23 protein-coding genes are annotated in these 24133 nt (G+C 75.5%); 7 read left to right on the forward strand and 16 right to left on the reverse strand.

Annotated features, from left to right (window positions below; genetic code table 11):
- Window positions 1-49 precede the first annotated feature (49 nt).
- The 4 genes from KUM42_RS06075 to KUM42_RS06090 all read right to left on the reverse strand — a co-directional run bounded on the left by KUM42_RS06075 (window position 50) and on the right by KUM42_RS06090 (window position 3358).
- A complete protein-coding gene (locus KUM42_RS06075) occupies window positions 50-214 on the reverse strand; it encodes a hypothetical protein (RefSeq protein WP_237495850.1) in 165 nt (54 codons plus the stop codon).
- 136 nt (window positions 215-350) lie between these two features.
- Window positions 351-629, reverse strand: coding sequence for a WhiB family transcriptional regulator (locus KUM42_RS06080; RefSeq protein ID WP_237496646.1), 279 nt, complete (start codon window positions 627-629; stop codon window positions 351-353).
- Window positions 630-842: 213 nt separating this feature from the next.
- Window positions 843-1151 carry a hypothetical protein gene (locus KUM42_RS06085; RefSeq protein ID WP_237495852.1) on the reverse strand — a complete coding sequence of 103 codons (309 nt, stop codon included), beginning with the start codon at window positions 1149-1151 and terminating at the stop codon, window positions 843-845.
- A gap of 197 nt (window positions 1152-1348) precedes the next feature.
- Entirely contained in the window at window positions 1349-3358 is a 2010-nt protein-coding gene (locus KUM42_RS06090) for an ATP-dependent DNA helicase UvrD2 (RefSeq protein ID WP_304610751.1), read from the reverse strand.
- 155 nt (window positions 3359-3513) lie between these two features.
- Between KUM42_RS06090 and KUM42_RS06095 the strand changes: the two genes are divergently transcribed.
- From KUM42_RS06095 to KUM42_RS06105, 3 genes are all read left to right on the forward strand, one after another.
- The gene (locus KUM42_RS06095; protein ID WP_237495854.1) at window positions 3514-3777 is read left to right on the forward strand and encodes a mycoredoxin; all 264 of its coding nucleotides are present in this window, start codon (window positions 3514-3516) and stop codon (window positions 3775-3777) included.
- A gap of 77 nt (window positions 3778-3854) precedes the next feature.
- Window positions 3855-4469: an ANTAR domain-containing protein gene (locus KUM42_RS06100; protein ID WP_237495858.1), complete on the forward strand. Its 615-nt coding sequence runs from the start codon at window positions 3855-3857 to the stop codon at window positions 4467-4469.
- A 134-nt stretch (window positions 4470-4603) separates the two neighbouring features.
- Entirely contained in the window at window positions 4604-5137 is a 534-nt protein-coding gene (locus tag KUM42_RS06105) for a uridine kinase (RefSeq protein WP_237495860.1), read from the forward strand.
- 43 nt (window positions 5138-5180) lie between these two features.
- Here KUM42_RS06105 and nudC read toward each other — a convergent pair whose 3' ends face one another.
- From nudC to KUM42_RS06120, 3 genes are all read right to left on the reverse strand, one after another.
- Window positions 5181-6146 carry an NAD(+) diphosphatase gene (nudC, locus tag KUM42_RS06110; RefSeq protein WP_237495862.1) on the reverse strand — a complete coding sequence of 322 codons (966 nt, stop codon included), beginning with the start codon at window positions 6144-6146 and terminating at the stop codon, window positions 5181-5183.
- A complete protein-coding gene (locus tag KUM42_RS06115; RefSeq protein ID WP_237495864.1) occupies window positions 6143-7513 on the reverse strand; it encodes a pitrilysin family protein in 1371 nt (456 codons plus the stop codon). Before KUM42_RS06115 ends, nudC begins: the two co-directional genes overlap by 4 nt.
- A 73-nt stretch (window positions 7514-7586) precedes the next feature.
- Complete coding sequence (locus KUM42_RS06120; protein ID WP_237495866.1) at window positions 7587-8897, reverse strand: pitrilysin family protein; 1311 nt, start codon at window positions 8895-8897, stop codon at window positions 7587-7589.
- 131 nt (window positions 8898-9028) lie between these two features.
- Between KUM42_RS06120 and KUM42_RS06125 the strand changes: the two genes are divergently transcribed.
- Window positions 9029-9523, forward strand: coding sequence for a hypothetical protein (locus KUM42_RS06125; protein ID WP_237495870.1), 495 nt, complete (start codon window positions 9029-9031; stop codon window positions 9521-9523).
- A gap of 12 nt (window positions 9524-9535) precedes the next feature.
- On the opposite strand, the gene KUM42_RS06130 is transcribed toward KUM42_RS06125, so the two are convergent.
- Both KUM42_RS06130 and KUM42_RS06135 read right to left on the reverse strand, forming a co-directional pair.
- Window positions 9536-10438 (reverse strand): DUF2510 domain-containing protein, encoded by a 903-nt coding sequence (locus tag KUM42_RS06130; RefSeq protein ID WP_237495872.1) that lies wholly within the window; start codon window positions 10436-10438, stop codon window positions 9536-9538.
- A gap of 21 nt (window positions 10439-10459) precedes the next feature.
- Window positions 10460-11878 carry a dipeptidase gene (locus tag KUM42_RS06135; RefSeq protein ID WP_237495874.1) on the reverse strand — a complete coding sequence of 473 codons (1419 nt, stop codon included), beginning with the start codon at window positions 11876-11878 and terminating at the stop codon, window positions 10460-10462.
- A 59-nt stretch (window positions 11879-11937) separates the two neighbouring features.
- Here KUM42_RS06135 and KUM42_RS06140 point away from each other — a divergent pair, with 59 nt between their 5' ends.
- Entirely contained in the window at window positions 11938-12774 is an 837-nt protein-coding gene (locus KUM42_RS06140) for an alpha/beta fold hydrolase (protein ID WP_237495876.1), read from the forward strand.
- A 148-nt stretch (window positions 12775-12922) separates the two neighbouring features.
- On the opposite strand, the gene KUM42_RS06145 is transcribed toward KUM42_RS06140, so the two are convergent.
- A complete protein-coding gene (locus tag KUM42_RS06145; RefSeq protein ID WP_237495877.1) occupies window positions 12923-13486 on the reverse strand; it encodes a TetR/AcrR family transcriptional regulator in 564 nt (187 codons plus the stop codon).
- A gap of 47 nt (window positions 13487-13533) precedes the next feature.
- On the opposite strand from KUM42_RS06145, the gene KUM42_RS06150 reads away from it, so the two are divergent.
- Window positions 13534-14037, forward strand: a complete 504-nt coding sequence (locus tag KUM42_RS06150) for a GNAT family N-acetyltransferase (protein WP_237495880.1) — start codon at window positions 13534-13536, stop codon at window positions 14035-14037.
- Between the two features lie 13 nt (window positions 14038-14050).
- Window positions 14051-14656: a GNAT family N-acetyltransferase gene (locus KUM42_RS06155; protein ID WP_237495882.1), complete on the forward strand. Its 606-nt coding sequence runs from the start codon at window positions 14051-14053 to the stop codon at window positions 14654-14656.
- An 85-nt stretch (window positions 14657-14741) separates the two neighbouring features.
- Here KUM42_RS06155 and KUM42_RS06160 read toward each other — a convergent pair whose 3' ends face one another.
- From KUM42_RS06160 to moeZ, 6 genes are all read right to left on the reverse strand, one after another.
- On the reverse strand, window positions 14742-15185 hold the full coding sequence (locus tag KUM42_RS06160) for a GNAT family N-acetyltransferase (protein WP_237495883.1): 444 nt from the start codon (window positions 15183-15185) through the stop codon (window positions 14742-14744).
- A gap of 68 nt (window positions 15186-15253) precedes the next feature.
- Entirely contained in the window at window positions 15254-18562 is a 3309-nt protein-coding gene (locus KUM42_RS06165; protein WP_237495885.1) for an ATP-dependent DNA helicase, read from the reverse strand.
- Between the two features lie 73 nt (window positions 18563-18635).
- Window positions 18636-21881 (reverse strand): ATP-dependent DNA helicase, encoded by a 3246-nt coding sequence (locus tag KUM42_RS06170; protein ID WP_237495888.1) that lies wholly within the window; start codon window positions 21879-21881, stop codon window positions 18636-18638.
- Window positions 21882-21916: 35 nt separating this feature from the next.
- The gene (locus KUM42_RS06175; protein WP_237495889.1) at window positions 21917-22210 is read right to left on the reverse strand and encodes an MGMT family protein; all 294 of its coding nucleotides are present in this window, start codon (window positions 22208-22210) and stop codon (window positions 21917-21919) included.
- Window positions 22211-22214: 4 nt separating this feature from the next.
- The gene (locus KUM42_RS06180; RefSeq protein WP_237495891.1) at window positions 22215-22802 is read right to left on the reverse strand and encodes a TIGR03086 family metal-binding protein; all 588 of its coding nucleotides are present in this window, start codon (window positions 22800-22802) and stop codon (window positions 22215-22217) included.
- A 105-nt stretch (window positions 22803-22907) separates the two neighbouring features.
- The gene (moeZ, locus tag KUM42_RS06185; RefSeq protein WP_237495893.1) at window positions 22908-24068 is read right to left on the reverse strand and encodes an adenylyltransferase/sulfurtransferase MoeZ; all 1161 of its coding nucleotides are present in this window, start codon (window positions 24066-24068) and stop codon (window positions 22908-22910) included.
- Between the last annotated feature and the right edge of the window lie 65 nt (window positions 24069-24133).

The following is a 24133-nucleotide window of genomic DNA, read 5'->3' on the forward strand; positions in this document are numbered from 1 at the left end:
GCCGTTCCCGGCCGGGGGCCTGCGGACCCCCGGCCAGGAACTGCCGCCGTCACCAGACGGCGGAGCTCGCGCGGGCAGCGCGCTGGGACGCCTGCTCGGCACGCCGGGCCCAGCGCCGGGCGCTGACCACCCGACGGGCGCGGGAGGCCCGGTCGGCCTCGGCCATGCGATCGGACTGCTGACTGCGGACCAGTTCCTGGTCGATCAGGTACATGTCGGTTCCTCGTGGTGCGGGACGCCGTGGTGCGGCGCCCAGGTGGACTGGCAACGGGTGGACCGGCACCGGGTGACGTGCCGCCCGCCGCGGGGGCGGCGGACGGCGGGGCGGCGGGGTGCGTGTGGCTGCTGCCTCACGCGGCGGCCTCGGTGCGGACCTTCGGCGGGCGGCCCCGGGGCCGCTTGCGGGCGATGACGACCCCCCGGTCGAAGATCTCGCCGCCCCAGACGCCCCAGGGCTCGGCCCGGTCGAGGGCCCCGGCGAGGCAGGCCTCCTGCACCGGGCACCCGACGCACAGCCGCTTGGCCTGCTCGAGCTGGTCCGGGCTCTCGGCGAACCACAACTCGGGGTCGGTGACCCGGCAGGGCAGCACCCGGCGCACGACCTGCGCCGCCGGGCCCGGGGTGGACACGTGCGTGCGGTCGAGCCCGGGCCGACGGCTGGACGTCGCGGGATCGATCGTGGTCTGCACGGTCTCTCCTCCTCTTCCTCGGTCTGTGCGTCCGGTGGCGGGGGCCCGCCGACCGGTGTGGTCGGGAGGAGCCGCGGACAGGCCTGGAAAGACGAAGGCCGCGGTTCCCGGTGTCCGGGATCCGCGGCCTCGAGGAGGTCCAGCCGAGCTGTGTCAGCTCGGGTGGGCTCCGGGAGGCAGGTCACCCGGGGTGGTGCTGTTCTGCTGGGCGTAGCCGGCAGGCAGGCGCTCGGCATCGATCTGGACGGGCAGGGCGCCGGTCAGGACACCGGTGGCGCCGAACTCGGCCCAGCCGGTCTTCGACCCACGGAGCCGCACGGCCATGCCGGCGAACGGCAGACCGGTGGTGGTGGCCGGGGCACCGGCGCCGGCCATCGCGAGGACGACCGTGGACGCAGCGCAGACGTCGGCAGCCGGAGAGGTCACGGTGGTGCCGACGGTCGTCGTGTCGGTGCTGTTCACGGGGCCCCTCCTTCCGGGACGGAGCCCGGCCTCTCGGCCGGTCTCGGGTGCTGGCGGTGCGTGGTCGGTGCGGTGGAGCGGCTGCGTCCTGGGTCACCCCCAGGTGCTGCAGCGAAGGCTAGGGGACCCGCCGGGAACGGGTCAACCGAATTACGGACGGATCCTGCGGTCGGGCGTTCCCGCAGGTCAGGCGGCCCTCAGCCCTCGATGGCCGCGAGCACCCCGGCGCCGTAGAGGTCGAGCTTGCGGCTGCCCACCCCGGGCAGTCCGGACAGCTCGGCGAGCGTCGCCGGCCGGGCCTCGGCGATCGACTGCAGCGTCGCGTCGGTGAAGACGACGTAGGCGGGCACCGAGGCCTCCTGCGCCGCGCTGCTCCGCCAGGCGCGCAGCCGCTCGAACAGCTCGCCCGCCTCGCCCTCGAGCACCACCTTGGCCCGCTTCACCGGGCGGCGCGGGGTGGCCGCGGCGTCGGGGGCCAGGCCGTCGAGGAACCGGCTGCGCGGGCGGGACCGCCGTCCACCGGGGCTGCGGGCCAGCGACCAGGAGAGCGTGAGCTGCTCGCGGGCGCGGGTCACCGCGACGTAGAGCAGCCGCCGCTCCTCCTCCACCGCCTCCGGGCGCGACTGCGACTGGGCGATCGGCAGCACGCCGTCGACCAGGCCGACCACGAAGACGGCGTCCCACTCCAGCCCCTTCGCGGCGTGCATCGAGGCCAGGGTGACCCCCTGCACGGTCGGCGCGTGCTGGGCGTTGGCCCGCTCGGCCAGGTGGGCGACGAAGCCGGCGAGGTCGAGCGTGGGCTGCTCGGAGACCAGGTCGACGGCCAGGTCGACGAGGGCCGACAGCGACTGCCACCGGTCGCGGGCGACGCCGCCGGGCGGGGGCCGGTGCTCGGCCCAGCCGGTCGAGGCCAGGACGTCGCGGATCGCGGGCACCAGGGCGCCGGGGTCGTTGCCGCCGGCGGCCGCGCCACGGAGCAGCACCACCGCCTCGCGCACCTCGGGCCGCTCGAAGAACCGCTCGCCGCCCTTGAGCACGTAGGGCACGCCCAGGTCGGCCAGCGCGGACTCGTAGACCTGGGACTGGGCGTTGATCCGGAACAGCACCGCGATCTCGCTGGCCGGAAGCCCACTGTCGATGAGCTCGCGGCAGGCCCGGGCCACCGAGGCGGCCTCGGCCGGCTCGTCGTCGTGCTCCACGAAGCGGGGTGCGGGGCCCTCGGCGCGCTGACCCAGCAGCCGCAGCCCGGGCAGGCCCTTGCGCGGCGGCGCCTGGCCGATGAGCTTGTTGGCCAGGCCGACCACCTGCGGGGTGGACCGGTAGTCGCGCTCGAGCTTGACCACCTCGGCGTCGCCGTAGCGGTCGGCGAAGCCCAACAGGTACTCGGGGTCCGCGCCGGTGAAGGAGTAGATCGTCTGGTTGGGGTCGCCGACCACGCACACCTCGGCGCGGCCACCGAGCCAGGCGTCGAGCAGCCGCTGCTGGAGCGGGTTGACGTCCTGGTACTCGTCGACGACGAAGTGCCGGTACTGGGCGCGCACCTCACGGGCGACGGCCGGGTGCTCCTCGATGGCGTAGGCGGTGACCAGCAGCAGGTCCTCGAAGTCCAGCGCGCCGTCGCGGGACTTCGCCTCCTCGTAGCTCTGGTAGACCGCCGCCACCGCCGCGGCGTCGAAGGGCAGGTCGCGGCCGGCGGCAGCCGCGCGGGCCGGGTAGTCCTCCGGGGTGGCCAGGGTGGTCTTCGCCCACTCGATCTCGCTGGCCAGGTCGCGCAGGCTGGAGCGGTCGGTGGTGAGCCGGTTGCGGGTGGCCGCCCCGGCGACGACCCGCAGCTTGTTCTCGATGAGCTCGGGCATCGGGCCGCCGAGCACCCGCGGGGCGAAGTACCGCAGCTGGCGCATCGCCGCGGCGTGGAAGGTGCGGGCCTGCACCCCGCCCACGCCGAGCGCCGACAACCGGCCGCGCAGCTCGCCGGCGGCGCGCGCGGTGAAGGTCACCGCGAGCACCTGCTCGGCCACGTACTCCCCCAGGTGCACGCCGTAGGCGATCCGGTGGGTGATGGTGCGGGTCTTGCCCGTGCCGGCGCCGGCGAGGATGCACACCGGCCCCCGCACGGCCTCCGCGGCGGCCCGCTGCTGTTCGTCCAGCCCGGCCAGGACGGCGTCCGCTCCCGCCGCTCCCCCGGTGCCCTGACGCGCGCCTGCCACCTCTGTCGTCCCCACGTGACGATCCTCCCAGCCGGGGCCGACGGGCGGGGGAAGCATCCCCAGGGTGGCGACGTTCTGCGAGCGGCAGACCCCCGCACGCGGGCGCACCCCACCCGGGTGTCCTGCGCGGGACACGACGAGGGAGGATCCACCAGATGAGCGCTCCGGCAGCCGCGGTGACGATGTACACGACGAACTGGTGCGGCTACTGCATGCGGCTGAAGAAGCTGATGCAGCGCGAGGGCATCGAGTTCGCCGAGGTGAACATCGAGGAGGTCGAGGGTGCGGCCGACGTCGTGATGGCCGCCAACGGGGGCAACCAGACGGTGCCCACGCTGGTGTTCACCGACGGCACCGCGCTCACCAACCCGAGCATCGACCAGGTGAAGGCCCAGCTCGCGGCGTCCCCCAGCGCGTGATCCTCGGTCCGCGGCCCTCGGCGGGCGACCCCCGCCCTCCCGAGGGCTGCGGCGACGGACCGGCCGACGAGCCGTCCGTGCACCCGGCCGTCCCGGTGCTCTTCCCGCCCGAGGTCCTCACCGGACCCGCGGGTGCCCCGGCCGCACTCGTGGTGCGCACCACCCGTGGGTGGGCCGTCCTGGGTGGCGACCGTGACGTCGCGCACCGGGACCCCGTCGTCGACGGCGTGCCCCTGGTCGAGGCGATGACCCTGGCCGACCTGCTCGCCAGCGAGCTGGGTGCGGGTCCCGAGCCGGACCGGGCCAGCCGGCGCGCCGCCCGGTCGGCGGACCGTCCCGGTCAGGCCGGACCGGCACCGGACGAGGGCACCGACCCCCGCGATGCCGAGATCGCCACCCTGCGCCGCACCGTCAACCAGCTCGAGCACGCCCTCGCCGCCCGGGTCTCCATCGAGCGGGCGATCGGCGTGCTCGCCGAGCGGCACGGCACCACCCCGCGCGCCGCCTTCGAGGAGCTGCGCGGTCGGGCCCGGTCCCAGGGCCGACCGGCCACCGAGCTGGCCGGTGAGGTGCTCGACGGCCTGCCGCTGCGCCCCGCCGTCGCCGTCCGGCCCGGTGAGCCGCACACCCCGGGCCAGGGCGCACCGACCCGTCCCGGTGACGAGGACGCCGTCCCGGGGACACCGAGCTGACCTCCCCGCTCCCGCTCTCCCCGGCCGCGCTCGCCGACCGCCTCGCCGGCCTGCTCGCCGGCGTCCCGCCGGAGCCCGGTGCCAGGGCGCTCCGGGTCGCCCTCGACGGCCCCGACCTGCCCGGGAGCCCGGGCGTGACCGGTCCGCGGGTGCTGGCCGACGCGCTCGCCGAACGGCTGCCGAGCCTGAGCCGCCCGTCGGTCGTCGTCCCGGCGGAGGGCTTCTACCGCCCGGCGTCGCTGCGGCTGGAGCACGGGCGCACCGACCCTGACGCCCGCTACAGCGACTGGCTGGACAGCGGGGCGCTGTCCCGCGAGGTGCTCGACCGCTGCGGCCCGGGCGGGTCGGGTGAGTACCTGCCCGCGCTGTGGGACCTGGAGCGGGACCGCGCCGCCCGCCTGCCGCGCCGGCCGGCCCCCGACGGCGGCGTCCTGCTGGTGCCCGGGTCGCTGCTGCAGGGCCTCGGGCTGGCCTTCGACGTCGTGGTGCACCTGCGGCTCTCCCCCGCGGCCCGGCGTCGGCGGGTGCCGGCCGACCGCGCGTGGGAGCTGCCGGCCTTCGACCGCTACGACGACGAGGTGGACCCGGTGTCCCTGGCCGACGCGGTGGTGCTCGCCGACCACGCCGACCGCCCGGCCCTCGTCCTGCAGGGCCGCCTCACCCCGTGACCCCCGGCCCTCGTGCGGGGGCTGGGGGCACGGGGGCCGTCCGTCAGGAGAACTCGCCGGCCACCCAGCGGTCGATGATGTGCCGGGCGATGGAGACGTTCGGCGGGAGCGCCTGCGGACCGGTGCCGGAGCGCAGCTCGTCGCGGGTGAACCAGCGCGCCTCCTCGATCTCGTCGTCGTCGACCTGCAGCTCCAGGTCGGTGGCGCGGGCGACGTAGCCGAGCATCAGCGACTGCGGGAACGGCCACGGCTGGCTGGAGACGTAGCGGACGTCGGTGACCCCGATGCCCACCTCCTCGGCGACCTCGCGGGCGACCGCGGCCTCGGCGGACTCCCCCGGCTCGACGAACCCGGCCAGGATGGAGAACCGGCCGGCCGGCCACGCGGCCTGCCGGCCGAGCACGCACCGGTCGCCGCCGTCGTGCACGAGCATGATCACCGCGGGGTCGGTGCGCGGGAAGACCTCGCGTCCGCTCTCCGGGTCGTGCTGCGCCCAGCCGGCGCGCACGACCGTGGTCGGGGCACCGGTGATCGGGGAGAACCGGTTGCGCTCGTGCCACTCGATGATCCCGATGGCCTGGGACAGCAGGCCGGCGTCGAGGTCGCCCAGCTGGGCACCCACCTGACGCAGCCCGGTCCAGCTGTCGACCGGCCGCCCGCCGACGGTGTCGGGGCGGGGCGCGCGCAGGGCCGCGTAGGGCACCCCGTCGGCCTCACCGAGATAGATCGCGCCCTCGGGGTAGGCCGAGCGCTCCTCGTAGACCAGCTCGGGACCCTGCGGTCCCTCGTGCACCGGCACGTTGCGCTGGTCGTCGACCAGCAGCACCTGCACCGGCCGGCCCCGGGCGGGGTCGGGCAGCAGCCGCTCGAGGTGCCCGCGGTCGTGCGCGGTGCGGGACAGCAGCGGGACGTCGGTGACCGCACCGGCCCGGCTGTCGTCGGGCCACTCGCCGCGAGTGGGCGGCGGCGGGTTGTCGGCCGTCGTGCTGCCGCCGTCGGGGACGGTCACGACTGCGCTTCGACGGCGGGTGCGCTGACCTCGACCGGCCCGAGCACGCGCAGCTGGTCGGCGACCAGGTCGGCGTCACCGACCACGACGGCGGTCAGCGCGGAGGGCGCCAGCCAGCGCCGCGAGGCCTCGGTGACCTCGTCGATGCCGACGGTGAGCAGCGCCCGCTGGTGCTCGGCCAGCCAGTCGGCGGACAGCCCGGCGCCGAACAGCGCGGAGAGGGTGCTGGCCATGCCACCGTGGGTCGCCGTGCCGAGGGCCATGGTGCCCAGCAGGTAGCGGCGGGCGGAGTCGAGCTCGGCCTCGGTGACCGGGGTGAGCGCCATCCGGCCGAGCTCGTAGACCGTCTCCATCAGCGCCGGCCCGGTGACGGCGGTGGCGACGTCGGCCTCGACGGTGACCGAGGAGCCGGCGAGCAGGTGCTCGACACCGCTGCGCGGGCTGTAGGTGTAGCCCCGGCGCTCGCGGATGTTCTCCACCAGGCGGGAGGAGAAGTAGCCGCCGAAGACCATGCTGGCCAGCCGGAGGGCGGGCAGCTGCGGGTCGGTGCGCCCCGGGGCCTGACCACCCAGTCGCAGGTTGGACTGGACAGCGCCGGGCCGGTGCACCAGCTGCAGCGGCTGGGCGGGCGCGGCGGACACCGGCGGCGCGGTGACGGCGGTGCCCTCGGTGGCCCAGCCGGCCAGCGCGGTGCCGACGAGGTCGAGCGCCGCGGCCGGGTCGACGTCCCCGACGAGCACCAGCGTGCTGCCGGCCGGGCGGACGCGCTCGCGGTGCAGCTTGCGCAGCGCGGCGGGGGTGACGGCGGCGACCAGGGCCGCCGAGGGCAGCTGCTGGCCGTAGGGGTGGGCGCCGTAGCGGCGGGTGGCCAGCGCGGTGCCGGCGATGGTGCGCGGCTGGGACCGGGCGATCTCGATCCGCTCGACCACCCGGTCGCGCTCGGCCTGGACCTCCCCGCCGGGGTAGGTGGCCGACGTGAGCAGCTCGGACAGCACGCCGAGCACGGGGCCGAGGCCGGTGGGCAGCATGGTCGTGGAGAACAGCAGCCGGTCGGCGTCGTCGGAGACCGACATCTCGCCGCCGTGCGCCTGCAGCAGCTGGGCGATCTCGAGCTGGTCGTGCGCGGCCGTGCCCATGAGCACCGCGCCGGTGAGCACCGAGGCGCGGGCGGTGTGCGCGGCGGCCGTGCGGGCGGTGGCGGCGAAGGGGACCCGCAGCCGCAGCTCGATCAGCGGGACCCCCGGACGCGGGACGACGACCAGCCGCAGCCCGTTGGGCAACGTGGTCTCGTGGACCTCGGGGACCAGGGCCGGGCGGGGCTCGCCCAGCGGCGGGACCAGCGACATGTCCAGCACCGGTGCACTCACTTGCTCTCCTCGCGGACGCTCGTCTGCCGCGTTCGCGGCACTGCTGTGCACATGGGCGAGCTGGCGAGCCCGGTCACTTCGAGCCCCCGGTCGCGCGCAGCTCCAGGACGGCGGCGGTGTCGGGCGAGAGCCCGGCGGCCGCGGCCCGCACCTGCTCGGGGGTGACCCGGGCCAGCCGGCCGGCCAGCTCACCGGCCAGCTCGGCGCGGCCGTGGACCAGCTCGGCGGAGGCGAAGGCGAGCGTGCGGCCCAGCACGGAGTCGGCCTGCTGCAGCAGCTGGGCCTCGATGCGGGCCTGCACGCGGGCCAGCTCGGCCGGCTCGACGCCGTCGGTGGCGACCCGGTCGACCTCCTCGTGGACGGCGGTCAGCACGCGGTCGACCGGCACGTCGGCGGAGTGGTGCACCTCGGTGACCAGCAGCGTGGCGTCGCGGACGTCGAAGGGGTCACCGAACAGGCCCAGGTAGCTGCTCTGGCCGACCGCGACCCGGTCGGTGTGCAGCAGCCGGCGCTCCAGGCGGGAGGCGTCGCCCTCGCTGAGCAGCTCGGTGAGCAGCACGGTGCCGAGGTAGGTGTCGAGGTCGCCCACCGGGTCGGGCACCCGCCAGCCGAGGGCCACCGCGGGCAGCGGGGCGAGCGGGTCCTCGACGACGCCGCGGCGTGCTGCCGTCGGCGAGGGCTCCCCCACCACCGGCGCGGGCGGCGCCGGCCGGGCGGGGACGGCGTCGAACCAGCGGCGGACGAGCACCTCGGCCTCGGCCGGGTCCAGGTCGCCGCCGATGCACAGCACCGCGTTGGCCGGGGCGTAGTAGCGGGAGAAGAAGTCGGTCGCGTCCTCGACGGTGGAGGACTCCAGGTCGACGAAGGAGCCGTAGCCGTCGTGGGTGTTGGCGAAGCTCTCGAAGGCGATCGGCGGCAGCTGCAGCCAGGGGAAGGCGCCGTAGGGCCGGTTGAGCACGTTGACCCGGATCTCCTCCTTCACCACGTCGATCTGGTTGCGGAGGTTCTCCTCGGTGATCGCCGGGGCCGCCATCCGGTCGGCCTCCAGGAAGATCGCGCGCTCCAGCGCCTCGGAGGGCAGCGCCTGGAAGTAGTTCGTGTAGTCCTGGTGGGTCGACCCGTTGAAGGTGCCACCGGCGGCCTGCACGAGCCGGGCGTGCTCCATCTTCGGCACGTTCGCCGAGCCCTGGAACATCATGTGCTCGAAGAGGTGGGCGAACCCGGTGCGGCCCACCGGCTCGGACCGCATGCCGACGTCGTAGTAGACGCTGACGGCGACGACGGGGACGCTGCGGTCCGGCGCGAGCACCACCCGCAGCCCGTTGTCGAGCGTGAACCGCTCCACCGGGTGGCGCAGGGTCAGGTCGGGCCCATCAGATGTCACGTTCCCGACCCTAACCGCGCCCTCCGACACGCCGGTCGCCGGGACGGCCCCGCCACCCGTCCGGACGACGCATGTCAGCACGAGGCCTCGCTGCGGCCACCGCGGGGCGCTGGTCGTGCGACTCTCCGTCGGTGCGACGTGTCGGACTGCTCCTGACCGTGCTGGCGGCCAGCCCCGCGCTGGTGGCCTGCGGCCCGGCCATGGACGCGGTCGTGGGCATCGGGCTGGACGACGGCGGAGACCTCGTCGCGGTGGCGAAGGTCTGTGACGACGACGTCGCGCAGGTCGACCTGTACACCCACGACCCGGAGGTCCTGGTGCGTTCCTGGCGTCGTGACGAGCCGTTGACCGGGACCGAGAGCTGGCGTCTCGACACGATGTCCGGGAGATGGAGGTCCGACGACACCCCTCCCGGGCTGGACCGCGATGCGGTGTACGGGCTGTGGGCCACGCGGTCCAGGGGTGACGTCACCAGCTGGGTGACCTTCACCGGCGAGGAGGTCGGCCGGCTGCAGCCCGGCCACCTGCTGGTCCGTCGTCCCGATCGGCTGAGTGCGGCCTCGGACTCCTCGGAGGTGAGCGTCATCGGGTGGGACGACCTGAGGACCTGGAACTGCGGTTGGTGACGGCCTCGGTCGTCAGAGGAGGTCGACGTCGTCCAGGACGCGGTCGATGGTGCCGTAGAGCTCGGCGTGGGTGTTCGGGATCGACAGGTACAGCAGCGCCGGTGCGGGCTTGCCGACGTCGATGAGCAGCAGGGCGGCGCGCTCACCGGTGGCGTCGTAACCGGCGACGTCCCAGCTGAGGTCGAACTCGTAGAGCCAGGCGTCGACGCCGTCCACCGTGCGGGCCTCGCTGCGGAGCACCTTCCGCTCGTTGGGGACCGGGTAGTAGCGGGTGCGCACCTGGTCGGCGACGGCCTCCACGGTCCCCTGCAGCGTGCCGGAGCCACTGCCCCACCCGTAGCCGGCGGACAGCGGGCCGGAGGTGCACTGGGCGATGAACTCGGCTCCCGGGGCGTCCTCCTGGGTCACGAGGTACTGGCCCGCGGTGGACGTCGTCTCGATCTGCGGCTCCCGGTCCCACTCGGACCAGCCGTCCCCGAGCCACGGGTAGGAGATCCCTGCCTCCTGGTCGAACACGCGCACCGTGCCGGGCGGGAACGGGTTGCCGGGTGCGCTCGGGACGGCACGGGGCACGGGGTCCTCGTCGCCACCGTCACTGTCGCCGGAGGTGCTGACGAGCACGGCTACCAGGAGCAGCACCAGCGCGAGCCCGGACGCCCCCAGCGCGACGAGCAGTCCGGTGGACGCCCTCCGGCGGGGCCGGGCCGGCTCGGGGGTGCCCCACGCGTCCCACGCGGGGGCGGGCTCGGTGTGCGCCGCACCCGCGGGCTCGAACGACCGGCCCACGGTGACGCCCGGCCCGGCGGGGGTGGTCACGTCCGACCACACCGACCCGTTCCACCAGCGCACCAGGCCGGCGCCGCCGTCCGGGTCCGGGTACCACCCCGGCGGCGGGGTGGTGCCCGGTCCGGTCATGCCTGCACTGTAGGGCGCAGGTCAGCCGGCGAAGCGGACGCCGGCGAGCTCGCGCCACAGGTGCGCGGTGGCCTCGGCGCCGCGGTAGAGCATCGGCAGCAGCACCCGCTCGTTCGGCGAGTGGATGCGGTCGGTGGGCAGCCCGGCGCCGAGGAACAGCAGCGGCGAGCCGAGGATGCCGGCCAGGTCGGCCTCCGGGCCGCTGCCGCCCTCGCGGGTGAAGAGCACCTGGTCGGCGTCGGTGTCGAAGGCCTGGCCGATGGAGCGCAGGAGGGCGTCCATCGCCGGGTGGTCGAGGTCGCTGGCGCACGGGGCGACGCCGCCGGCGGGCACGTGCACGTCGGCCTCGATGCCCTCGGGCACATTGGCCTGCACCCAGGCGCGCACCTGCTCGGCGAGGTCGGCCGGCACCTGGTCGGCGACGAGCCGGAAGGTGATCTTGGCGTGCGCCTGTGCCGGGACGATCGTCTTGTGGCCCGGGCCGGTGTAGCCGCCCCACATGCCGTTGACCTCGGCGGTCGGGCGGGCGCCGACCCGCTCCAGCGTGCTGAACCCGGCCTCGCCGGTGGCGACGCGGGACGCGGCCGGGCCGGCGAGCCAGGCGGCCTCATCGAAGGGCACCCGGCCCATCAGCTCGCGCTCGCGGTCCGACAACGGGCGCACCTTGTCGTAGAAGCCGGGCAGGGTGACCCGCCCCGACTCGTCGTGCAGGCTGGCGACCAGCTCGGCCATGGCGTGCAGCGGGTTGGGGACGGCGCCGCCGAAGGAGCCGGAGTGCAGGTCGACGGCCGGGCCGCGGAGGGTGATCTCGGCGTCGGCCAGCCCGCGCATCGCGGTGACCGCACTCGGGACGTCGGCGGCGGCCATGCCGGTGTCGCTGACCACGATGACGTCGCAGGCCAGCCGGTCGGCGTGCTCGCGCAGCAGGTCGGCGAAGTACGGCGAACCGGACTCCTCCTCGCCCTCCACGATCAGCTTCACGGTGACGGCGGGGGTGTCGCGGCCGGTGGCGGCCAGGTGGGCGCGCATGCCGAGCAGGTGGAAGGCGACGTTGCCCTTGTCGTCGATCGCGCCGCGGGCGTGCAGCTCGGGGCCGGCCGGGGTCTCGACGACGGTGGGCTCGAACGGCGGGTGCTCCCACAGCTCCAGCGGGTCGACCGGCTGCACGTCGTGGTGGCCGTAGACGAGCGCGACCGGGGCGTCGGCGTCCGCCGACGGCCACTCGGCGTAGACCGCCGGGGCGCCCTGGGTCTGCCAGATCTCCACGGTCGGGAAGCCGGTGCGGCGCAGCGCCGCGGCCAGCCACTCGGCGCTGGCGGCGACGTCGCCGGCGTGCGCCGGATCGGCGGAGATCGACGGGATCCGCAGCCAGGCGTCGAGGTCGGCGTGCAGGTCGTCGAGGTGGGCGGTGACGAAGTCGCGTTCCGCGGAGCTGCTCACGTCCTGCACGCTATCCCGCCGTCCCGGCCGTCTCACGCCGCGGGAGCTAGGTTGCGTGCATGGCCGTCGGGATGCTGCAGGTGGACGTCGGGGACCTCACGTTCGACGTACGGACCGACGGCCCGGACGACGGCCCGCCGGTGCTGCTGCTGCACGGCTTCCCGGAGACGTCGCTGAGCTGGTCGGCGGTGACGCCGCTGCTGGCCGAGGCCGGGCTGCGCACCTACGCCCCCGACCAGCTGGGCTACTCCCCCGGCGCGCGTCCGGACGAGGTCGAGGCCTACTCGCTGCCGTCGCTGGTGCAGGTCACCGCGGACCTGATGACCGCCCTCGACGTCCCGGTCACCCACGTCGTCGGCCACGACTGGGGCGCCTTCGTCGCCTGGGCGCTGGCCGCCTGGCACCCCGACCGGGTGCGCACGCTGACCGCCGTCTCGGTACCGCACCCGACCGCCATGACCCTGGCGATGAAGGCCGACCCGGAGCAGAAGGAGCGGTCGGCCTACATCCGGCTCTTCCGCCAGGAGGGCGAGGCGGAGGCCGCGCTGCTGGCCGACGACGCCCGCCGGCTGCGCCGCGTGCTCGAGGCACCCGGGGTGCCGGCGGAGGCGGTCGACGTCTACGTCGCGCAGCTGTCCGCGCCGGGCGCGCTGACCGCCGCGCTCAACTGGTACCGGGCGATGGACGGCACCCGCGTCGACCCGGTCGACGTGCCGACGACGTACGTGTGGAGCGACGAGGACGTCGCCGTCGGCCGGATCGCGGCGGAGGCGTGCGCGGACCAGGTCACCGCCGACTACCGCTTCGTCGAGCTGCCCGGCATCACCCACTGGGTGCCCGAGCAGGCCCCCGAGGCGCTGGCCCGAGCCGTACTCGACCGGATCGCCTCGGCCTGACCCCGACGGTGTGCACTGAGGCCGGACCGTCGACGCCGTCGCCCCGCGTCAGCGCACACCGTCGCAGCGCCGGGACCCGACGCCGGCGTCCACGCCCCGCCTCGGGATGTCGGGCCACCTGCTCGCCGGCGAGGGACCCCGGTCGGGGTCACCACGACCGGGCCGCGTGCTCGACGGCCGCGGTGAGGCGGTCGGCGTCGTCGGTGGCTAGCAGGTCGAGGACCGCACCACGGAGCGTGGCCATGACCGCCGTCCGCTGGGCCAGGCCGTCGGCGGAGTCCCGGACGTCGGCGGGCTGCGTGCGGGCGAGGGCGGCCAGCACCACGCCGACCGACTCGGCGGCGAAGCGGCCGCCGGGCCCGTCCGGGTCGGCGATCGAACGACCGTAGGCCTCGTGCCAGAGCACCAGCAGCCCGCGCCGCCGCGGCTCCCGCAGCCAGGCCCAGATGGTCACGGCCGCCTCGGCCAGCGTCGCCGCCGGGTCGAGCTCGGTGAGCAAGGCCAGCTCGTCGGCGCGTACCCGCGCGAGGACCTCGGCGACGAGCTGCTCCTTGCTGCCGAACAGGAACAGCAGCACGCGCGGACTGGAGCCGATGGCGGCGGCCAGCGGCCGCAGCGACAGGTCGCGCAGACCGTGGGTCAGCACGTAGTCGTAGGCGGCGTCCAGGAGCTCGCGCCTGCGGGCAGATCCGCCGTCGTCCAGGACATCCACAGCGGCAGGGTATCGAACTGAAACACTTGTTTCAGTACCTTGGTCCCATGAGCGCACCGACCGTGACCGCCACCGTCCGCCAGATCGGCCAGCCGGGTGACCTCGGCTGGATCGTGCAACGCCATGCCGAGCTGTACGCCGCCGACCAGCACTTCGACCGGACCTTCGAGCCGCTCGTCGCCGGGATCGTGACCGACTTCGGCACCGGCGACCCCACCGGGAAGGCCGGCTGGATCGCCGAGCTCGACGGCCGCCGGGTCGGGTCGGTGCTCGTGGTCCCGTCGCCGCAGGCGGGGGTCGCGCAGCTGCGCGTGCTGCTGATCGACCCCGCCGCGCGCGGGCAGCGACTCGGCGAACAGCTGGTCCGCCGGGCCGTCGCGTTCGCCCAGGAGGCGGGCTACCGGTCGATGACGCTGTGGACCGTCTCGGCGCTCGAGGCCGCCCGGCACATCTACCGGAAGACCGGCTTCGTGCTCACCGACAGCAGTCCCAGCACCAGCTTCGGCACCGCCGTCACCGACGAGCACTGGACGCTGCAGCTCTCCCGCTGAGGAGGCGCCGGCCGTGGACGGCGTGAGCCTCGCGTCCGGCGGCCTGCGACTCGGCCGGTCCCCCGGTCAGGATGTACAGGTGATCCGGATCGGCCGACCTGAGGACGCTGCGGCCATCGCCCTCGTCCACGAGACGGCCCGCCGCGCGTACTACGCCGGGGAGGGAGAGCCGTGGCAGCTCCCGACCGAGGCGGCCCCCGAGCGGCTGGAGACCTGGCAGCTCCTGCTGGCCGACCCCGCACGTGCGACGGTGCACTGTGCGGTGACGGATGGGCAGGTGGTGGGCCTCCTGTCCCTGGGCCCACCGCTTGACTCCACGTCGAACGACGAAGCGGTGCTCGAGCTGCACGCCCTCTACGTCCTGCCCGGTTCGTGGTCGGGCGGGATCGGCTCGCAACTGCACGCCGCGTTCACCGAGCGGCTCTCGTCGGGTCCCGAGGACCACGGCGCCCTGGAGGTGTGGAGTGGCAACAGTCGGGCGCTGGCGTTCTACCGGCGGCGTGGCTGGACGCCGGACGGCCGGTCCCGCCCCGGTCCCGCCGGGACCGCCTACCTCGGGCTGACGCTGCGGCGGGCCATCCTCGGCCGGGCGCCGGGGCGGACCACGCGGTCCCGATAGCGCGACCGGCTCACGCGCCGACGGCCGGGCAGCGCTCCCGCGGCAGCGCCCAGCGCACGAGTCCACGGAGCCGGCTGCTGGCTCTTCAGAGCGTGAGCTTCATGCCGACGTGGCTGGCGGTGAAGCCGAGGGACTCGTAGAAGCGGCGGGCGTCCGAGCGGGTCGCGTCGGTGGTCAGCTGCACCAGCACGCAGCCGCGATCCCGCGCCCGGTCGACCGCCCAGGTCAGCAACTCGCGCCCGAGCCCGCTCCCCCGCTGGGACGACGCCACCCGCACCGCCTCGACCTGCGCACGCTCGCCGCCTCGTCGCACCAGGTGCGGGAGGAACGACAGCTGGAGCGTCCCGACCACCTCACCGTCCACCTCGGCGACCACCAGCCTGGTGCGCGGGTCGTCGGTGATCGCCGCGAAGGCCCGCCGGTACTCCTCGACCAGCGGCTCGCCCGGCTGCTCGCGGGTCGAGCCCAGCTCGTCGTCGGCGTACAGCGCCACGACCGCCGGCAGGTCAGCTGCACGCGCGTCGCGCACGACCGTCGTACGCGCGACATCTGCGATCTCGTGGGGACCTGGGCCGGGAGCCCCCGAGAACGCAGATGTCACGCGCCGGCCACCAGTGCCAGCAGGCCGGCCTCGTCGAGGAGGTCGACGGGGCGCAGCGTCCGGTTAGCAGCGACGTGGTGGAAGCCGGCGCTGACCCGCTCGACCGGCACCCCGATGAGCCGGGACCAGCCCAGCCGGTAGGCGGCCAGCTGCACCCCGGCCGCGGCGAGCTCGGCGGCGCCGGGCACGGGTCCGGTCTTCCAGTCGATGACCTCGAAGCCGCCGTCGGGGGTCGCGTAGACGGCGTCGATGCGGCCGCGCAGCGTGAGCGGCCCCAGCGGCGTCTCGAACGGCGCCTCGACGTCGACCGGCTGCCGGTCGGCCCACTCGCTGGCCAGGAACGCCTGCTGCAGCGCGGTCAGGGCCGCGTCCGGCGCCGCGGCGGCGTCGCCGCTGCCGGGCAGCTCGTCCAGGTCGATCAGCCGGGAGACGCCGAACCGCTCCTCCAGCCAGGCGTGGAAGGCCGTACCGCGGCGGGCGAGCGGCGCGGGGGCCGCGGGCATCGGGCGGCGCAGCCGGCGGGCCAGCTCGGCCGGGTCGCGGCGCAGCGCGACCAGCGCGGACACCGACAGGTGCGAGGGCAGCGGTACGTCGACGGTGCCGCGGCTGTGCTCGGCGCGCTCGCGCAGCAGCAGGTCGGCGTCCCGGAGCCAGTCGGCGACCAGAGGGTCGTCGGTGGCACCGAGGGCGTCGGCGGTGAGGGGGTGCGGCTCGGTGGCGGCCACCAGCTCGGCGGCCGCGGTGAGCGCCCGGCGGCGTCCCGAGGACAGCGGGTCGGCCGGCCAGACGCCCACCGGCCACTCGGCCAGCGCGGGGTTCTCCGCGTCGTCCGCGGGCGGGGGCGCCCAGGCGTCGACCACCCCGGCCCCGTCGTCGCAGGCGTCCTTCAATGTCAGCAGCAGCGCGGACGGGCCGTTGGCGGTCTTGCCGTCGCGCCACCAGCTGCCCGAGCACAGCAGCAGGTGCTTGGCCCGGGTGACCGCGACGTAGCCGAGCCGGATCTCCTCGGCGAGGCCGAAGTCCTTCCACTCCTCGACGTACTCCTCCAGCGCGTCCCGCACCGCGGCCTGGTCACCGGAGCCGGGCACGGGCAGGTGCAGCTGCGGCAGCTCGGCGCGGTCGGTGGCCCGCAGGTCGACCGGGACGGCGCCGGGGTCCTTGATCCAGGAGTCGGACGCGTCGCCCTTGGCCGGGAACTGCCCGACCGTCATCCCGGGCACGGCGACGACGTCCCACTCCAGGCCCTTGGCCGAGTGCCCGGTGAGCAGCTGGACCGCCTCGGGGTTCACCGCGACCTCGCCGGGCTCCAGCCCCCGCTCACGCACCTCGGCGTCGGCGAGGTAGCCGAGGAAGGCCGGCAGCGAGGGCAGCTCGGCCAGCTCGCTGAACTCCGCGGCCACCTCGTGCAGGGCGTCCAGATGCGTGCGGGCCCCGCCCGGGGTGACGTCGGGGTGGCTGGCCAGCTCGGTCTCCAGACCCAGGCTGCGCACGACCTCGTCGACCAGGTCGGGCAGCGACTCCCCCAGCCGGGAGCGCAGCGAGGTGAGCTCGTTGGCCAGCCGGCGCAACCGCCGGTGCCCCTCGGTCGAGTAGGCCTCGGCCCGGCCGAGGTCGTCGAGGGCCTCGATGATGCTGCCGCGCTCGCGGGGCGGGGTCGGGGCGGCGGGTGCACCCGGCTCGGGCGGCGTCGCGTCCTCGACCGGCTCGGGCGACGACGAGCGCTCGCGCACCAGCGAGCGCGAGCGCGCCTCCAGGGCGGCCAGGTCGCGCGGGCCGATCCGCCAGCGGGCGCCGGTGAGCAGCCGGCCCAGCGCGTCGCCGGCGCTGGGGTCGACCAGCACCCGCAGCGTCGCGACGACGTCGGAGACCTCGGGGACGTCGAGCAGCCCGCCCAGGCCCACGACCTCGACCGGCAGCCCCCGCTCACGCAGCGCCGCGGCGATCCCGGGCAGCTGCGCCCGGCGCCGGACCAGGACGGCGATGGTCGGGCGCCTCGACCCGTCGCCGGTGCCCTTCCAGCTCTGCTCCAGCCGGTCGGCCAGCGCCTGGGTCTCCTCGGCCACCGTCTCGTAGAGGCCGACGTGCACCTCACCGGGACCGGCGGTCGGCGCCGCCTCCAGGTCGGGCAGCGGCACGACCGGCTCGGGCAGCATCCCGGCGACGGCGTTGGCCATGGTCAGCACGGCCCGGTCGTTGCGCCAGCTGGTGGACAGCGTCAGCCGCTCGGCCGGGCGCTCGGGCGTGCCCGGGAACGTGCGGTCGAACCGCTCGATGGTGCCCGCCGAGGCTCCGCGCCAGCCGTAGATCGACTGCCGCGGGTCGCCGACGGCCAGCACCGGGTGCCCGCCCGGGCCGCCGAACAGCGCCTCGAGCATGCGCAGCTGGCCGACGCTGGTGTCCTGGTACTCGTCGAGCAGCACCACCCGCCACCGGGCGCGCTCGCGTCGGCCGACCTCGGCGGAGGAGACCGCGACCCGGGCGGCCAGCGAGACCTGGTCGGCGTAGTCGATGGCCCCGGCGGCGCGCTTGCGGGCGGCGAAGGCCTCGACCATCGGCAGCAGCGCGACCCGGGCCCGCTGCCGCTGGACCATCTTGAGGACGTCGGCATACGGGCCCTTCTTGCGCCCGGCGTCGGGGTAGCTGCGCAGCTGGGCCTCGAACCGCGCGGTCCAGGCGCGCAGCGCCGCCGGGGTGACGTCGTGCTCCCCCAGCTCGGCGGCCAGCTGCAGCACGTCCTCGGTGGTGGTGACCAGGCCGAGGGCGACGTCGCTCATGTCGCCGGTGTGGTTGGCGACCGCGGTGGCCGCCTGCCCCCAGCACATGGCCGGGCCGAGCACGCCCGAGCCGGGTTCGACGCCGATCCGCAGCCCGTGCTCGGCGACGATGGACGCCGCGTACCCGTGGTACGTCGCCACCGTGGGCGCCGCGACGGCCAGCCGCTCGCGCAGCGCGGGGTCGGTGTCGGGGTGCTCGGCCAGCGCGCCCAGCCGCAGCCGCACCCGGGCGTTGAGCTCACTGGCGGCCTTACGGGTGAAGGTCAGACCGAGCACGGCCTCGGGGGCGACCAGCTGGTTGGCGACCAGCCAGGCGACCCGGGCGGCCATCGTCTCGGTCTTGCCCGACCCGGCGCCGGCGACCACGACCAGCGGCCGGTCGACCGGGGCCTGCACGACGCCGGCCTGCTCGGGTGAGGGTGCGTAGCTCAGCCCGCAGCGGGTGGCGACCTCGGCCGGGGTGAGCAGCCGCGGCACCAGCGGCACCACGACCGGCTCCATCCCCGGCAGGTCGAAGGACAGTTGCGTCACGACGACCCCCCGCCGGCGCCCGTCGACCTCGTGCCGCGGCGTGCGGTGCACCTGGGCGACCTCGCGAGCCCGGTCACCGGGTCACCTGCCGGCCGGACTCCTGCATGGGGCAGCTGCGGCGGAAGGAGCAGCGCTCGCAGTCGGTGTCGGTGCGGGCGGCGAACTCCGCGCCGCCCATCCCCTCGCCCACGGTGGCGATCAGCTCGCCGGCCCAGGTCTCGCGGGCGTCGACGTCGGCCGGCAGCGGTGCCTGCACGTGCTCCTTGGCGGCCTTCTGCGAGCCGCCGACCTGCAGCAGCGCCGCACCGCCGGTGGTGCTGCCGTGGTCGGCGAACGCCCCCTCGGCGACGGCGACCTGGTAGGCGGCCAGCTGCCCGTGCTCCTCGACGTCGCGCGGCGCGGTCTTGCCGGTCTTCAGGTCGACGACCACCAGCCGCCCCTCGCCGTCGCGCTCGAGCCGGTCGACCTGGCCGCGCAGCCGGGCCCGCCCGACGGTGACGTCGAAGTCCTCCTCGGCGGCGACCAGCTCGCGGTCGCCGCGGGCGTGCCAGGCCAGGAACTTGGTCAGCATCTCCTGGGCGCGCTCGCGCTGCCGCTGGTCGAACCAGCCCGGCCCCAGGTCCAGCCCGTCGAGCTCGGCGTCCAGCACGGCGGGGGCGTCGGTGGGCGCCAGCCCCTCGGCGACCTGCTGGGCCACGTCGTGCACCGCCGAGCCGACGGTGCGGGTGGCCTCGGGTGCGGCCTCGGCGCCGACCGCGCCCAGCACCCACCGCAGCGGGCAGCGCTGGAACGTGTCGATCGCGGACGGGCGCACCGGCACGACCTCGGCCGGGTCGACCAGCGGTGCGTCGTCGGACAGCGGCGCCAGCCCCCACCAGCTGGACGGCGCGGCACCGGCCACCCGCTCCTCGCCGAGCCTGCGGAGCACCGCCGCCGCGCTCGACCGGCGCGCCGGGTCGGTGTGCGGGTCGGTGAGGTGCCGACGCAGCTCGGCCACCAGCGCGGGCAGGGTGAGCTGCCGGGGCAGCGGTGTGTGCGGCCGGATGCCGTCGCCGTCGGCCGGCGGCGGGGCGATGAGGTCGAGGAACCGGGAGGCGGTCGCGCCGGCGTCGCCGCCCTCCAGCGAGCCGTCGATGGCGGTGACGAGCATCCGGCGCCGGGCGCGGGTGCAGGCGACGTAGAACAACCGGCGCTCCTCGGCCAGGGCGAGCGTGCGGTGGTCCAGCGTGGCCGCGTCGGTGCCGTTGGCCGCGTCGACGAGGTCCTCGGCACCCAGCAGGCTGGCCCGGCTGCGCAGGTCGGGCCACACGCCCTCCTGCACGCCGGCCACGCAGACGAGGTCCCACTCCAGGCCCTTGGCCGCGTGTGCGGTGAGCAGCCGGACCGTCTGCTCGCCCTGACCGCGGGCGGCACCGCTGTCACCGGGCAGCTCCTGGGCCGACAGGTGCTCCACGAACGCGGCGACCGTGGCGTGCGGCAGCCGGTCGACGAAGCCGGCCGCGGCGTCGAACAGCGAGACGACGGCGTCGAGGTCCCGGTCGGCCACGGCGCCGGTGGGGCCACCGGCCGCACTCGCCCGCGCCCAGCGGTTGGCCAGGCCACTGGCCTGCCACATCGCCCACAGCACGTCCTCGGCGGTGCCCTCGGACAACAGCGAGAGCCGGCCGGCGGAGAGCACCCGGGCCACCCGCAGCGCCGGGCGCGCCAGGTGCTCGGGCAGCGCGTCGAGCAGCGTGGCGTCGTCGAGCACCGCGGCCAGCGGGGCGCCGCGGAGGGCGGAGTCCTCGCCGCGCACGGCCATCGCCCGGCGCACGGCCCGGCGCAACCGCCGCAGGTCCAGCACGGTGGCCCCACCCAGCGGGGAGGCCAGCAGCGCCTCGGCACCCGCCTCGTCCAGGCCCGCCTCGGCCGGGTGGTCGGCGGCGAACGCGCCGTCCTCGACCGCCGCGACGGCACCGGCACGCGGCAGCAGCGCCGACAGCGCGGCCAGCAACGGCTGGACGGCCGGCTGCCCGGCGAGCGCCACGTCGTCGGCGGAGACCGCCACCGGCACCCCGGCCTGGGTCAGGGCCCGCCGGACCGGGGCCAGCGACGCCGACGCCGACCGGACCACCACCGCCATCTCCGACCACGGAACCCCGTCGAGCAGGTGTGCGCGGCGCATCGTGTCGGCGATGAAGGCCGCCTCCATCGACGGGGAGTCGAAGACGTGCACCTCCGCGGAGCCGGGCTCGATGCCCGCACCGGGCTGCAGCCGGCGGTGCTCCCACGGGCCGGGCAGCCCCTCGGCGACCCGGCGGCTGACCGCCAGCAGCTCGGCGCCCGAGCGGCGGCACACCCCGAGCGAGAGCCGGTCGGCCGGGCGGCCGTCACGGTGCCGGAAGGTGGTCGGGAAGTCGATGATCCCGCGGGGCTCGGCGCCACGGAAGGCGTAGATCGCCTGGTCGGGGTCGCCGACGACGACGAGGTCACCGCCCCCGCCGGCCAGCAGCTCGACCAGCTCCACCTGGGCCGGGTCGGTGTCCTGGTACTCGTCGACGAACAGCCAGCTCGCCCGCTCGCGCTCCACGCGCAGCAGCTCCGGGTCCTCGCGCAGCTCGTCGATCGCGGTGCGCACCAGCTCGGCCGGGTCGTAGCCGGAGGCCCCGCCGCGGGCGATCGTCGTGAAGTACGAGACGTCCTGGTACTGGCGCAGGAAGTCCGCCGCGGCCTCCCAGTGCGGCAGCCCGCGCTCGCGGCCCCAGGCGGCGAGCCGGTCGCTGTCGATGCCGCGCTCGGTGGCGCGCAGCAGCAGCTCGCGCAGCTCCTCGCGGAACCCGGGCATCGCCAGCGCCTCGGTCAGCTCGGCCGGCCAGCGGACCACACCCTCGGCGTCGGCGTCACCCCGCAGCAGGTCGGCCACGACGGCGTCCTGCTCGGCGGAGGTGAGCAGCCGGGGCGGCGGGTCCCCGCGCAGCACGGCGGCCCGGCGCAGCACGCCGAATGCGTAGGAGTGGAAGGTGCGGGCGACCGGCTCGCGGATGGTGCGGCCGACCCGGGCGGTGATCCGGGTGCGCAGCTCGGCGGCGGCCTTGCGGCTGAAGGTGAGCACCAGCAGCCGCTCGGGGTCGATGCCGGCGTCGATCCGCGCGGCGACCGCCTCGACGATCGTGGTGGTCTTGCCGGTGCCAGGACCCGCCAGCACCAGCAGCGGGCCGCCGCGGTGGTCGACGACGGCCTGCTGGGTCGGGTCGAGCCGCGGCCGCACCACCGGCACGACCTCCGGCTGCACCAGCCGGTAGACCGGCGCCTGCTCCGCCGTCGCTGCTCCCCCACGCACGGGTCGATGAGACCACGCGGGACCGACAGAACCGGTCAGTCGGGCCAGCCGACCGCGGCCAGGTCCACCCGCTGCCCCCGCAGCGGCACGCCCTCACCCGCCAGCAGCTCCAGCTGTCGCACCCGCACCGGCTCCGCCGCCGTCCCGTCGGCGCGCACCACCCGGTGCCAGGGCACGACGGCGCCACCGGCGGACAGCGCCCGGGCGACCCGGCGCGGCCCCACCCCGACCAGCCGGCCGACCGCGCCGTAGGTGCTCACCCGGCCCGGCGGGATCGACTCGACCACGTCGTAGACGGCCTCGTCGACGTCCGCGGCGTCGCGGTCCACCGGCTCAGGCGCGGCGGCCGAAGCGGGCGAGCAGCCGGGTCTGCAGGTCCGCCCCCTGGGGCACGTCGAGCGGGGGCGCGAAGATGCCGGGCACGCCGTCGTCGGCGAGGTTGCGCTCGGCGTAGCGGAAGGCGGCGGCCACCAGCTCCGGGTCCAGCTGGGTGTCCCGGCCCAGGGCCTGGGCGAGGTCCCAGGCGTGCACGGTCAGGTCGGCGGTCATCTCCGCCAGGTAGTCGGCGGCCTCGGCCGGACCGGAGTACAGGTGCACGGTGCGGTCCAGCGCGCCGGGCTGCGCCCAGGCGGTGAGCGCGGCGTCGGCGGCGGCCTCCCACGACCCCAGCGGGTCGCCGGCCAACAGCTCCTCGGTGTCGGTGGGGATGCGCGCGGCGGCGTCCTCCAGCGGCTCGCCGGCCAGCAGCGGGGGCACCCACAGCTGCTCGCTGGTCAGGTGCGCGACCAGGTCGGCGACGCTCCACTCGGGCAGCGCCTGCGCGTCCCACTCGGCCGCCTCGACCGCGTCCACCCGGTCGGTGAACTGCGCCTGGGCCCGCTGGTAGCTCATCAACAGGTCGGTCGGCGAGGGCTCGGGCATGGCCCCAGTAGACAGCACGAGGGCCCCACTCCGGACAGACGAAGGACCCCGTCCCACCCCGCGACACGCTTCGCGCGCCGCGGGGCCCTGGGACGGGGCCGGACGTCAGTAGGTCGGGAGCGCCTTGTCGATGCGCGTGGCCCAGGCGGTCACGCCGCCCTGCACGTGCACGGCGTCCTTGAAGCCCGCGGCCTTGACCGCGGCCAGCGCCTCGGCCGAGCGCACGCCGGTCTTGCAGTGCAGCACGATCGGGCGGTCGTTCGGCAGCTGCGACAGCGCCCGGCCGGAGAGGATCTCGTCCTTCGGGATCAGCTTCGCGCCCGGGATCGAGACGATCTCGTACTCGTTGGGCTCCCGGACGTCGATCAGCTCGAAGTCCTTGCCGGCGTCCATCATGTCCTTGAGCTCGTCGACGGTGATCGTCGAGCCGGCGGCGGCCAGCTGGGCCTCCTCGGACACGACGCCGCAGAAGGCCTCGTAGTCGATGAGGCCGGTGATCGGCTCACCCTCGGGGTCCTTGCGCACCTTGATCTCGCGGAAGGTCATCTCCAGGGCGTCGTAGACCATCAGCCGGCCCAGCAGCGTGTCGCCGATGCCGGTGATGAGCTTGATCGCCTCGGTGGCCTGGATGGCACCGACGGTCGCGCACAGCACGCCCAGGACACCGCCCTCGGCGCAGGAGGGCACCATGCCGGGCGGCGGCGGGACCGGGTAGAGGTCGCGGTAGTTCGGCCCGTGCTCGTTCCAGAAGACCGACACCTGGCCGTCGAACCGGTAGATCGAGCCCCACACGTACGGCTTGTCCAACAGCACCGCGGCGTCGTTGACCAGGTACCGGGTGGCGAAGTTGTCGGTGCCGTCCACGATCAGGTCGTACTCGCGGAAGATGTCCAGCACGTTCTCGCTGTCCAGCCGCGTCTCGTGCAGCCGGACGTCGACGTTCGGGTTGATCTCCTTGATGGAGTCCCGCGCGCTCTCGGCCTTGGACCGGCCGACGTCGGACTGCCCGTGGATGATCTGGCGCTGCAGGTTGGACTCGTCGACGGTGTCGAACTCGACGATGCCCAGGGTGCCCACACCGGCCGCGGCCAGGTACATGAGCACGGGCGACCCGAGTCCGCCGGCGCCGACGGCGAGCACCTTGGCGTTCTTCAGGCGCTTCTGCCCGTCCATCCCGACGTCGGGGATGATCAGGTGGCGGCTGTAGCGGCGGACCTCGTCGATCGACAGGTCCGCGGCGGGCTCCACCAGGGGTGGCAACTGCACGGCGCGCTCCTCACACTGCTGCGGTGACAGGGCTGACCGGCTCCAGAGGCCGGGGTCCTGGACTG

Origin of the sequence: Modestobacter sp. L9-4, assembly GCF_019112525.1 — a bacterium.
Classification (GTDB): domain Bacteria; phylum Actinomycetota; class Actinomycetes; order Mycobacteriales; family Geodermatophilaceae; genus Modestobacter.

What these genes read in the sequence shown, in the direction of transcription:
- KUM42_RS06075 (WP_237495850.1), bottom strand. Translation starts at nt 214, where the DNA reads ATGTACCTGATCGACCAGGAACTGGTCCGCAGTCAGCAGTCCGATCGC.
- KUM42_RS06095 (WP_237495854.1), top strand. Translation starts at nt 3,514, where the DNA reads ATGAGCGCTCCGGCAGCCGCGGTGACGATGTACACGACGAACTGGTGC.
- KUM42_RS06130 (WP_237495872.1), bottom strand. Translation starts at nt 10,438, where the DNA reads ATGACCGGACCGGGCACCACCCCGCCGCCGGGGTGGTACCCGGACCCG.
- KUM42_RS06140 (WP_237495876.1), top strand. Translation starts at nt 11,938, where the DNA reads ATGGCCGTCGGGATGCTGCAGGTGGACGTCGGGGACCTCACGTTCGAC.
- KUM42_RS06150 (WP_237495880.1), top strand. Translation starts at nt 13,534, where the DNA reads ATGAGCGCACCGACCGTGACCGCCACCGTCCGCCAGATCGGCCAGCCG.
- KUM42_RS06180 (WP_237495891.1), bottom strand. Translation starts at nt 22,802, where the DNA reads ATGCCCGAGCCCTCGCCGACCGACCTGTTGATGAGCTACCAGCGGGCC.